The organism is Dyadobacter jejuensis (genome assembly GCF_003149085.1).
Lineage (GTDB): Bacteria > Bacteroidota > Bacteroidia > Cytophagales > Spirosomataceae > Dyadobacter > Dyadobacter jejuensis.
Genome location: NZ_QGDT01000008.1, coordinates 113,753 through 126,485 on the forward strand (window position 1 = coordinate 113,753; position 12,733 = coordinate 126,485).

The 12,733-nt window shown below is 44.8% G+C and carries 7 protein-coding genes; all 7 read right to left on the reverse strand.

Annotation, left to right across the window (positions count from 1 at the left end; translation table 11 throughout):
* Nucleotides 1–15: 15 nt before the first annotated feature.
* On the reverse strand, nucleotides 16–654 hold the full coding sequence (locus CLV98_RS15360; protein ID WP_146202290.1) for a Crp/Fnr family transcriptional regulator: 639 nt from the start codon (nucleotides 652–654) through the stop codon (nucleotides 16–18).
* A gap of 638 nt (nucleotides 655–1,292) precedes the next feature.
* Nucleotides 1,293–2,138, reverse strand: a complete 846-nt coding sequence (locus CLV98_RS15365) for a hypothetical protein (protein ID WP_109675474.1) — start codon at nucleotides 2,136–2,138, stop codon at nucleotides 1,293–1,295.
* A 20-nt stretch (nucleotides 2,139–2,158) separates the two neighbouring features.
* Entirely contained in the window at nucleotides 2,159–3,919 is a 1,761-nt protein-coding gene (locus tag CLV98_RS15370; protein WP_109675476.1) for a RagB/SusD family nutrient uptake outer membrane protein, read from the reverse strand.
* Between the two features lie 24 nt (nucleotides 3,920–3,943).
* Complete coding sequence (locus CLV98_RS15375; protein ID WP_229203403.1) at nucleotides 3,944–7,054, reverse strand: SusC/RagA family TonB-linked outer membrane protein; 3,111 nt, start codon at nucleotides 7,052–7,054, stop codon at nucleotides 3,944–3,946.
* A 781-nt stretch (nucleotides 7,055–7,835) separates the two neighbouring features.
* Nucleotides 7,836–8,981 carry a PepSY-associated TM helix domain-containing protein gene (locus CLV98_RS15380; protein ID WP_109675478.1) on the reverse strand — a complete coding sequence of 382 codons (1,146 nt, stop codon included), beginning with the start codon at nucleotides 8,979–8,981 and terminating at the stop codon, nucleotides 7,836–7,838.
* Between the two features lie 55 nt (nucleotides 8,982–9,036).
* Nucleotides 9,037–11,451: a TonB-dependent receptor gene (locus CLV98_RS15385; RefSeq protein WP_109675480.1), complete on the reverse strand. Its 2,415-nt coding sequence runs from the start codon at nucleotides 11,449–11,451 to the stop codon at nucleotides 9,037–9,039.
* Between the two features lie 210 nt (nucleotides 11,452–11,661).
* A complete protein-coding gene (locus tag CLV98_RS15390) occupies nucleotides 11,662–12,624 on the reverse strand; it encodes a YheT family hydrolase (protein WP_109675482.1) in 963 nt (320 codons plus the stop codon).
* Nucleotides 12,625–12,733 lie beyond the last annotated feature (109 nt).

Genomic DNA, 12,733 nt, shown 5'->3' on the forward strand with positions numbered 1-12,733 from the left:
TACCGTTAAATATCGCTAAGAACTGGTGATAGGCATATCTGAAGCGCTGGCTTCCATCATGGCTTTCCCCCTCAGCCTACTTAAGGTGGCCGGGTCGACATTCAGATAGGAGGCTTGAAGGGCCACCGAGATACGCCCAGACATACCAGGGTACATTTTTTCGAACATCCGTAACCGATTCATAGGATTCCGAAAACAACACATTTTCACCCTCAAATCGGCCATAATCATGGTATTTTCGAAGAGCACCCGGGCGATGTCTGGATGGGCACGGTGAATCGATAAGTAATCTTCAAAACAAAGTCTATACAATTTCGAGGGCTCCAAGGTCTCTATATAGGAGGTCGCTGGGGTTTGATGGAGGAAGCTCCGTATGTCCGTCAAAAAACCACCCTCCGCCACGATCCAACTGGTGATTTCCCGTTCCAAAAACTCTCCAGACTTCAGCTCGCTCATGCGCTTCTCTTCTTGAATGGTATGATAGGCCCTCAATACCCCATTCCCCACAAACCACACCGTATTGCTGATGGCATCTGGCTTCAATAGGGTCTTTTTGGCAGGCACTTTTATCGGTTTCATATACGACATTATTGGCTCTACCTTGCTTTTATCGAGCCTTGTCAGATGCATTAATTGCTGTAATAAGGTTTCCATGCCGTCGCTCGTTATATTATAACCCTCCCAACAATCGACTAATTAATGAGTACAACATACTCAATATAAGCAATTTGAAAGAAATAATATGTAGTACACTTACTACCAATACACCTAAACAACCAGGCTTTGTACCGATATTTGTCCAGATAGTTTGAGCCGTAGACAGAACCGTAAAGGATACTTTAGAAGACTATCCGATTGAACAGAAACAAATTAGAAATTATGTAGGTAAATCATTGGACGACTCTTGTAAAGAATCTACTATAACCACTTCATAAAGCCTAGGTGATAGATACTGGTTACATCATACGGCAAGAATGGCCTCTTGAATGCGGTGTACTACTCAAATGGACTATTCTAAACGACTTTCGAATAGAAGCCTGTCCAGGCCTTGAAATAGAATTTGCAGCATTTTTTTTAATCGTCGACCTATATTTTTGCGTATTCCTGGCCCAGTCAGGCCTAACTGGGCCAAAAAACAACCCTCCCCAACCAGCAACTCTCGTAGCGAGCCCCGTTGGAGAGGGTGTAAATAGGGTGTTTCGTTGCAAGCTAGCGATGACCCTCCATTCTTTCCTCCACGGCGAAGTATTAGCCACTGCTTCAGACAAACGCAAATTGGGTATTCCCCTTCACTATTTCTTTGATTCGGCCGGCCTGGTGGTCATGACGCCTAAGGTACCTGACGACTCCTTTTGTAGCGGCAGCCTGACGGGGGAAGCCGGTGCCATCACCTTGATAGGATTCGGTACTTTCAAGCTTTTTTGGCCAGCAGGAATCAGCGGATTGGTACGGCTGCTGATAAAGCTGGCCGTAAAAGTACCTGGCGTATTAAAGGTGAAGGTAGCCACCGAATCGACACTGGTCATACCGGCCACGCTCCAGCTTCGCGAATCGGGCCTACCGACCGTAGTCATATCTACAAATTGGAGGGAATCGCCTGAACTTACATAAATAGTATCTTCTGCAAGCGGAATCTCTATGCCGGCATGCAATATTCTTATCTGAGGCACTAAGGTATCATACACATCGACCATAAAGGTATGATCCATAAGCCAGTGGTCGCCCTCTCTGACGGCATATACCGTGTCCAAGCCTACATAGGCCACCGAATCGCGGAAGGTATCGATCAGTCGGACGGTCTGCATTCCGCTTTTTTTAAAATAAACATGAACGGTTTTATCCTCTGATTCCAAACCAGCATTGGTCAAAATAAAGGGATCCAGTATCGTATCCTTGGTAGATGCGTTGCTACTCAAAAAATAATTCCCTTCGCTGATGATCCATTTATGACTGAGGGCCATTTGGGACAAGTCTGCAAAAGATATAAACTTATTAAGCCCCACCGCGTAGGTCGGCTGCCGAAAGATACTGGTATACCAGGCTACTGAGGAAAAAGTATTGGGTTCGACATACTCCTTGGAACAACCAGCCAGGAACCCAATCACGGCCAAAAGTATGATGCTCTTTAATTTTTTCATAGTCGACGTATCGCGTTACATTAATTAGTCAAAATGGATGGATTGGTAGTTACCTCTACGTTGGGCAGGGGCCAATAGGCGTGCTGGGAGGCCACATAATTCTGTGCCGCCTGGCCATAGTCCGATATGACCACATAGCCCGTCTTGGTCCCTTCCGTCAACACACTCGCCCAACGGGTGGCAGGCTTGCCTTTTACATCGACATAGGGGTAATGCTCTCCATAGTATACCTTTTTGGACAGTTCTTCGAATCGCTGTTTGGTAATACCCCAACGCCGCAAATCGATATGCCTTTCGGCGTGGCCTTCCAACGACAATTCCAAAGGCCGCTCCACATACATCAGATGGTCCATCACCTGCGCAGCGGTGTAAGCCTGTTCATCGTGCATAGAGCCAGGGTGCTCGCTGGAAGCACTGGGACCAATTAGCCTCAGAGCCGAACGATACCTCACTTTATTGATATACCGCAGGGCCTCCGCGACTCCAGCTTCGTCGGTTCCTCCTTGTATCAGGCACTCAGCGTACATCAAATAGACGTCGGCCAGGCGGATTACCCGTACATTAACCCCCGACCGCTGATTGGGGAAAATATCTTTTTCGTTGGTTACAATATCCCAGTTTGAATACTTCCTATAATAGGCCGTTTCCCCATTATTAAAAGCTGCTGCTTGTGCGGGAAGCACCTGGTAGTAGTTCAGGTCCTTATCGTCCACCAAGGCAATGGAATAGGAAGTGCGTAATGAATAGCTCCGTAAACGCTGGGTACCATCCGCATTTTTAACAAAATTTCGAGTATCGAGCGTATCCATTGCCTCATTTTTATAGGCCATAATAAGCCATGAGCTAGGGTATACCGACCGATACCCCCCTACCGGACTTACCATATAGCTGTATAAATTAGACACTTGTTGCTCATCATATGGATTGATTTGAGACTTAAAGGCCAAAGAATAGCTGATCTCCAAAATGGATTCTTTGTTAAATTCCGATTTGGTGGTAAAGTTATCCCCAATACTAGGCATCAACGAATAGCCATATTCGGGATTCTCAATTACATCTTTAAAATAGGTAATAGCCTGATTATAATCCTTTTCGTACAGATAGGTCATGCCTAATACGGCCGTTGCAGCCCCCTTCGTAACGCGGCCAATGTCCTTTGTAGCGGTCCATTTGACGGGCAAATTTTCTCGGGCATATTCCAAGTCTTTAACAAAAAACTCGAGTACCTTATCGGCGGGCTGGAGTCCTTGGTAAAATTGGCTTTCATCTTCGGGAACAAAATCGAATAACGGGACGCTCCCTTCATTATAGGAATTGTACAGATACGAATAGAACAGCCCCCTAAAGAAATGTGCTTGTGCTTTGATGATGGTACCTCTGCTGATACTCGCCTCATCCTTATAAGTAGGCATTAGCTTGTCAATGGCGTTAATCACCTGGTTAGCCCTGAAAATCCCCGTGTACAAGGCGATCCATTTATTATTAGGAGTGCTGGAACCATTATTAAAATTTTGAAGATAATAAATATTGGAGGTGTTGGGCCGCCCATACCCCGGATAGGTCATATCTGCGCGGTTGTTTTCATCTCCGATCGACATGATATTTTGATTTTTGAAGGCATTATAAACAGCAATCAACCCGGCGTCGGCATCATCTAGATTCTGCCAGAAACTATCCGTCGACATCTCGTTGGGGTTCACCTGAGTGAGAAAATCGTCGCAGCCGGTCAGGTTCAGCAGGGCCAGTACCAGCAGTAGATATTTGAATCGTATTTTTTTCATCGTAATTTTTTAAAATGTCAGCGATTAGAATCCCAATTGAAAACCTACTCGGTATTGTGCACTCATGGGATAAGTCCCTTTGTCGATCCCCCTCGAGGCGAGTCCGTCACCACCTACGTCCGGATTAAAGCCCATATATCGAGTGAGGGTAATCGGGTTTTGTGCCGCTACATAGAGTCTCAATTTATTTAGTTTAGCCTTTTTAAGAACGCTGGCCGGGAACTCGTAACCCAAACTCACGTTACGCAACCGAATAAAGGAACCATCCTCAATCCAGTAGTCAGACCAGCCCCGTGCGTTCAGATGTGAGCCACCTCGGTAGGCAGGAATATTAGAGTTCTGATTATCGGAGGAATATTGATATACCAGATCCTGAGCGGTTCCATACTGATAGGCAGCCGTTCTGGTGGCATTGATTAGCTTGGCACCATACGACCCGTACCATTGCATGCTGATATCGAAATTCTTGTAGCTAGCATTGAGGTTCAGCCCTATCGTAAACTTAGGAATTCCACTACCCGCATATACCCGGTCGTCGTTATTGAGCAGGCCATCGCCTTGGTCGGGCACACCATCTCCATCGGTATCCACCGTTTTCTTATCCACATAAATAAGGTCTCCCATTTTGGCCGTAGGCACCAGTTTCTGATAGGCCGCCAGTTGCTCCTGCGATTTGACGATCCCATTGGTTGGCATCACCATAAACGCCCCTGCTGGTAGCCCCACCTGAATGACGGTCACCTGATCCACATTGTCGACGTACCCTCCCGAAAGGTAGTTGACCGTATTGGTTCCGGACATTTTCGTGATGGTATTAATGTTGCGGGTAAAGGTGGCATTGGTGGACCAGGAGAATTTCCCCACTTTTCTATAACCAGCCGACAACTCTACTCCTTTATTGGTCATGTCCCCGACATTGAGTACCACTGTGGCGTTTTTACCCGCTCCGGTAGTGGGAGGAACCGCCAATGGAAACAGCATATCCCTTTTCTGCGTATTATAGAAGTCGGCGGTAAACGTGAATTTATTTTTAAAAAATGACATATCCACTCCTATATTACTCTGAACAGAAGTCTCCCATTTCACATTCTTATTGGCATAGCTCGTTTGGGTGTCGCCAAGGCCCAGCAACTCCGAGCCGTCAGGCCCGAAGGCATAATCTTTGTTGAGGGTGATCGTAGCGGCATTGCTATAATCTAGGAAATTCTGGTTACCGGTCGTTCCCTGGCTCGCCCTGACCCTTAGGCTACTGATCTTATCGAGCAATGGCTTAAAGAATTCTTCGTCCGAAACATTCCAACCCGCCGAAAAAGAAGGGAATAATCCCCAGCGATACTTCTTAGAAAACCTGGAGGAGGCATCTCTACGGGCACTCACACTCAGCATGTATTTCCCCTTATAATTATACTGAACCCTTCCGAGCATTCCGAGTAAGGTGTTGGTCTTGTTTTGGTTATAGCCCGTACCCGACCCCGCATTAGGATCCAGAGTAGCCCCGTTCAAGACCGTAATGTCATTGCTTAACAAATCGTACTTTTGAGCAAAAAATGAACTATAGGTATATTCTTCCGCCGTAATACCTCCAAAAACATCGAGATGATGGCCTCCAAAAGTTTTGGTATAACTAAGGGTATTCTCAAAGGCGAAATTGGAGAGTCGATCACTGAAATTGTACACCCCCGAGCGTACTTGTTGCGGCAGCAGTACCCCATCGTTATCGTAGGTCTTGATGAGCGGGTTGATCCGCACGCGCGTGTCGGCGGTACTGCTTCCTCCAAACCGCGTCATAAATTTCAAATCCTTCGTAATCGCATATTCTGCCTGGATATTCCCATTGAACTGGCCTCCTTTTCTACGATCTTTTTGTTGGAAAGTAGCGGCCAAATATCCCATATTCTGTGCTTGGCCACTTCCATTGGCGCCTGCGTTGGTAATGCTCTGCAGGTTAGGATCCACTGGCTGCTGGTAGGGAGCGTATTGATAGATCCTCGACAGCATTCCATATGGCGAATATTGCTGATTTTCGGTCCGTAGTCCCAAGCTCGTACGAATGGTCCATTTGTTTTTGGTAAAAGAGGTATTGGCCCTAACATTGAACCTTTCGTATCCCGAGTTAATGATCATCCCATCCTGCCCAAAATAATTGGCATTGACACTATAGGTCAAATCCTTCGTCCCTCCCCGAACATTCAGGCTATAGTTCTGTATGGCCGCATTATTTTTTTCTATGACATTCGTCAAATCAGTATTGTGCAGAAAGCCATCGGTGGTGTTCTCTAAGGGAGACCAGGTGTTCCCCAGATTCGTACCATTCTGATTCTTTTGCCAAAGAAAATAGCTATACATATAATCTTCGAAATTGGTCCTAGGAACCCCTGATGTAATGTTTTGAATGCCGTAATAGCCGTCTAGGTCCACCTTCATGGTTCCAGCTTTCCCCTGCTTGGTCGTTATCAGGATTACCCCTCCCGATCCCCTGGTTCCATAGATAGATGCCGAGGCGGCATCCTTCAGTACATCGATGGTGGCGATCTCACTTATACTTAACTTAGGATCGCCCCAATACGGAATTCCATCTACTACATATAAGGGTTGGTTGGAGCCAGTCACCGAGGTGATACCACGGATTTGGATATTAGAACTGGCCCCTGGCTCTCCTGAACTCGACTGTACCGACACCCCGGCGATTTGCCCCTGCAAGGCCGTCCCCAAATCCGACGTCGACGACTTGCTCAACACCTCGTTATCTACCTGTGCCACGGCCCCGGTTACTTCTTTCTTTTTCTGGGTGCCATACCCCACTGCTACTACTTCTTGCAGTTGCACTGCATCCTCCATAAGCTGTACGTCTAGCTTAGCCTTGCCGCCAATGCTGGCTGCCTGCGTAACGAATCCTACAAAAGAAAAAACTAAGGTCCCTTTGGCAGGAGCCTTTATCTGGTAATACCCCTCCCCATCGGTGGTGGTGCCATTTTGAGTACCCTTGAGGAGGACCGTCACCCCGGGTATGCGCTCGCCCTCGGGGCCGGTGACCGTACCACTCACCGTTTGCGCCAGAGTGGGCAAACTAGCTAGCACAAGTAAAAATACAAAAACTCCTACTCTCATAGGAATACAGTCTATCCTTTTCTTCATAGAATGATCAGATTTCTGATGGTAATAAAGTTCAAACCAAACCCGTATGTAACCGATATGGCCAAATAGTATTATTTAATGAATCGTTCTTTTGAATCAGAAGACATGACGGAGCCTGTCTATAGCCTAACAACCTATTAACCTACTTGTTATCAGCCTATATAAAACCCTAATCCTTCAAATGCTTATAAATACGCTCAGGAAGTACTAATATGCACCATGTCAACATTTAACAATAAAAAAAACACTTCTCTTAATTTTACACCCACTTGCGCCTAGGGTATATGAATTTACAGTCTATTAATAGAATTATATACAAATGTATTTTGTATACGGAGATAGACTTATAACAAAATTAGCAAGAACCAATACTATTTTAGTATTCATATACTTTTGGGGCCAATTTATTGTATTTTTCCAATGTTAAACTAAGTTCTATATGAAGTATAATTGATGTTAATATTTCAGATATATAGGAAGATACAACAATTAAACCTAGGTGACTTAATATCAGAGTTTTGACCAACAATCTTTGATAAATACTAATCGTACTAGAAAAAGGGGACAGGCAATTTACTTGTACCCTAAAGTTACAAATAAGACAACTTAGGTACCCCCTCCGACTTTTGGAGCTCACAGTCGATGGAGCAGAGAAAGGGAATCATTTATCATGCAAAAAGCCTATTATTCAATGTTTTAAATTGAATAATAGGCTTTAGCGTGATAGAATGATACTAGTGGTAAGGAGCGTAGTACGGCGTACTTACGTCGCCTTTCGGCATTAAGCTTCCACGATAGTTGGGTAAGTCTTGCTCCCTTTCCTTTTAAATTTCCTTCCAAACCAAAGTAAAGCCCCCGTTACAGGCAAGCTAGCAATTACCAGGCTCGACAAAAAAGCGATGATTTTGCCGGGGAGTCCTCCAATGGCCCCTATATGGATATCGTAGTTCATCCTTAATATTTTATCCGGGAATTTGGCTTGTTCATATTTACCATATATTCCAGTGGTTTCCAGCTCTTTCAGCGTATGTTGGTCGAAAAATCTAAAATCGGTATCATAGAAAAGCCCTTCACTATTCGACACTTCTACATAGACACTTTCATCCTTACTAGCGGGATAATGAATTTCGTAAGCCTTGGCCTCCGGCGATTCCCGCTGAAGCTGATCGATCAACCTATCGTATGCAACCGTGGTGGAATCGGTAGGCTTTCCTACATTTTCTGGAATAATAAACTTGGCCTCTTTCTCCCCGCCAGTTGATTTATAAACGACGTATTTGAGCCAGTTATAACTAATTAATGAGCCAGTGAATGCTAAAGTAAAGGCAAAAATCCATACGTATATACCAACCACCGTATGCAGATCGAAGTTCTTCCTTTTCCATCGGGTGGTAGCCTTCCAATCGAATTTCAGACGTTGTTTTAATCCATTAGATTTTTTGGGTATCCACAACCATACACCCGAAACGATAATGAGCAAAAAGAGCAATACAGAGGCAGCAACCACCTGCTCACCTATTTCTCTAGGCAGCCAAAGCCGTAAATGTCCTTTCAAAATAAAGGCAAAGAATCCTTCCAAGCGATTTTCAACGCGTATGATCTCCCCCGAGTAGGGGTTCAGAAACACACTTTGATAGAATTCGGGAGTTTTATCATAAAATACCACCTCCAAGGCATCTCCCGCCTTCTTATAAATGGTACCATGGATACTATTCTGGGGAAAAACACCTTGGGCTATCTCCTTGGCCTGGGAGGGGGTTATCATGGCTTGTTGCTGAGGCACAACCTTTTGATAATCGTCAGATAGCCCTTCTATCTCCTCTTTAAAAGCCCAAAAACAACCGGTAATAGCCACCACAAATACCACTGCGCCTGTTACTAAACCCAGGATTTTATGAATCTCGAATAATAATTTTCTAACGTTCATCTTTTCAAACACGTAAAAAGAGCAAACCGGAGTCTGCTCTTTTGGAGGTTATCTTCTAAAAATTATAAGTAATATTAGCCAAAATTGCCCTAGGAGTCTGAGGGGTAATGGTCGTCCAACCCTTGTAATATTCCTTATTAAAGGCATTATTAAGTTTAAGTCCTATATGGTAATTGGAGGCTCTGTAAAACAAGGAGGCATTGGCAATGGTATAGGCAGGGAGGATAAATTCATTGGTAGAGGCATAATTAATGGCAAAGCGCTCACTAGAACCATTAAAGCCAAGGCCAAATCCAAATCCTTCTAATTTTCCTACTGGAAGTTCGTAATTGGCCCAGAAGTTGTACAAGGTCTTGGCACCTGCATCTAAGGACCTTCTATTCAGAATCTCTTCGTTATCCGACTTGGTAGTTTCACTATCATTATTGCTATAGCCCGCTCGTATATTAAGCCCCTTTACAGGATTGGCATTTAGCTCTACCTCGAAGCCCCTACTGTAAACCTCCCCGCCTTGAATCTTATTAAAAATAGAAGTAGGGTCGGTGATCACCTGGTTCTTCACCTTAATATCGTAATAACTTAGCGTAAGATTTAACTTATTCTTCATGAGATTGGTCTTTATACCAAATTCAAGCTGGTTGGCCTGTTCGGGCTTGAATGATTTAAAAGTTTGAGGACCCTCGTCAGGATTCCCCACCAATGCAGGAGCCACATTGGTAAAACCATTTTGATAATTGGCAAACACCGATACTTGACCCAATACAGGTTGGTAGAGCAGGCCAAATTTAGGCGACAAGGTGGTTTGGTTATAATCATCATCAGAGGTATCCAAATCGCCCCGATTATTAAATCGGTCGAGGCGAAGGCCCACCATTCCGGAAAGTCGACGGGTAAAGTTGATTACATCGGAGGCATAGACGCTAAATGTTTCATATTGGGTTTTAGAGTTGCCCACTGGCTGAGTAGACAAGGCAGCATCTACCCCTGAAGTCGACAAGGGGTATGCGGTATCTTCGACGGCGGCGGTATAAGGGTAGTCGCCATTAGCCCCTCCCTGGGGGGTAACATTGCCATAAAAAGCATAACCACTATTATTGCTAATAGCAGTGGCTGTAAAATAATCTAAACCGATCACGACTCTATTCCGCAAGGCACCTAGTTTCAAATCACCTATAAAATTCTGCTGAATGTCACCGGTTTGGGTGCTGGCATTTTGCTTATTGACAAAGCGGGTGAAGGTTACCGTATCGAATACACCTAAGTCGTACAAGTAAGAATAATAACCTTTGGTGGACGTGTTGCTCTTGGACACCAAGGTTTGAGATTGCCAGCGATCCGATAGTTTATAGTCCATCTCTACCCGATAATTTTGGGTAGGATTCTTGAGCGACAGATCGTTGCTAGTAAAGGACAATTTATTATTATAGCCCAATTCTTCCAGATTTTTCGCCTTGGTTGGAGCCGCCCGGTTTAAGAACAAGAACATCGGGTTGGTCTGTTCGGCCTGGGTGATTTCGCCATAAAAGGAAAACGACAGCCTATTATTGACCTGATAAGATAAGGATGGAGCGATAAAGAACGACTTTCGAAATCCGGCATCCTGAAAGCTCTGTTGCGTGGCATATGAGGTATTGAGCCTAAAGTATATTTGCTTCTCCTTGCTCAGAGGGGTGTTAAAATCCGCCGTAAGTTGATTGAGGCCATAAGACCCCGTCGTAAAAGACAAAGCTCCACCGGTTCCGATGTACGGTTTTTTGGTCACTACATTAATAAGTCCTCCATAAGCACTTACTGCATTCCCAAACAGGGTGGCAGAAGGCCCCTTCAATACTTCTATTCGCTCTATGTTTGCAGGGTTGATGGTCCCATTGGTAAGTCCCGGAAGGCCATTGACGAGCTTAGGCTGAACTGAAAACCCTCGAAGCGTAAAATATCCCGCTCCATCACCCCCTCTACCCGTACTCGTCCACAGGTTATCCACTCCCGCAGCGTTTTTTAGGGCATCGTCAAAATTGGTCACTATTTGCGATTGCAATAGGTAATTGGTAATGGTGCTATATACCTGCGTATTTTCAAAATCCCGAATGGGGAGTTTGGAAACATAGGCCGTTTCATTTCTTGAAAACTTATTATCCCTTTCACCGGAAACTACAACCTCCCTCAGGATCTCATCCCCTTCAAAAAGTATAATTCCCTTGAGGTCCACACTCCCTTTTATAGCCTGAAAAGGAAGTTCCTTGGTTTTAAATCCTACCGAGCTAACCAGCAACACGTGCTCTCCTTCCGGTACACCCGACAACTCAAAATACCCCTTCTCATCGGACTGGGTACCGATTTCATGGTTCTTAATCATCACCGATACACCCACCAAAGCGTTTTGGGCGTTATCAGTAATCACTCCTTTCACCTTCTGCGCCTGGGCATAACACCCCATGGAGAAGAATAGTATAAAAGCTACAAAATGCTTCATTGTATTTATTTAGACTGATTATATATTGAACACGCCAGCAAAAGTACAAGAAAAGCATAGCCCTCCAAAACTATTTAGAATTATTCTTATTAAATTTTAATGAACTAAAAAACGGGAGCAGAAAGTGATCAATTCCGCTCAATAAAAGACGGCCCCTAGCTTATTCACCAAGAAACAGCAGTATTCCTACCCATGGGACATAAGTTAGGGTTATGATTCAAAAAACTTATAAGCGTGGAGTTCGGACCAATAGACATCGTCGACGATGCGAGCCGGGCGAAAGCCACAATGCCCTCCCTGAGCCGGGCTTTGGAAGGATATATGCGGATTGGCCGTCAAAGTAGGCACTGGTATGCTACCAATAGGAACGATGGGGTCGTTATGAGCATTAACTACCAAAGTAGGTATGGCTATTTCGCTCACGAAATGCATGGAACTACAGCTGGTATAATAATGGTCAGCCCCATTGAAACCATGAATCGGAGCCGTAAAAAGGTGGTCGAAGTCGTAGAGCGTCTTTACACGTTCGTAGGCATTCAGGTCTATCTCTCTAGGAAACAAGCGTGCTTTCTCATAAACCTTCGGTTTTAGTGTCTTCAGGAAACGGTACATATATATTTTATTGCGAGGGGCTATCATAGCCAAGCTACAAGCCTTAAGGTCGAGTGGGGCACTATATACCAGTGCTTTCTCGATATGCGGGTCCAGGTTCCGTCCCTTTTCTCCCAAATACTTCAGGGTAAGGTTCCCTCCTAGGCTAAAGCCCATCAGCCCTATGCGCTTATAGCCTTGGGCGAGGGCGTGGTTCACCACCAGATCGAGGTCGTCGGTGGCACCACTGTGATAGAAGCGATAGGTATGGTTCATCTCTCCACTACAGCTGCGAAAGTTCCAGGCGAGGGCATCCCAACCCTGTTGATTCAAAAATTTGATCATCCCCAACATATATTGGCTAGAACTACTTCCTTCGAGCCCATGCGATAGGATTATTAAGGGAGGCTGAGATCCTTCCTCTGGGAGTTGGGCCAGGGACCAATCCAAGTCTAGGAAGTCGGAATCTGGGGTATTAATGCGCTCACGGCGATAATTGACGCCTTCAACTTTACGAAACAAAGAGGGGAAAATACTCTGAAAATGTCCGTTAGGAAGCCAATAAGGTGGTATGTAATCCATATTTTAAATTCAAGAAAGGCTGCTTACTTCACTTTTCTGTATCCAATATCAAAGTAAACAGTTACAAAACCGAACACCTTTCACTTAGAAAACGATATATAATTTTACA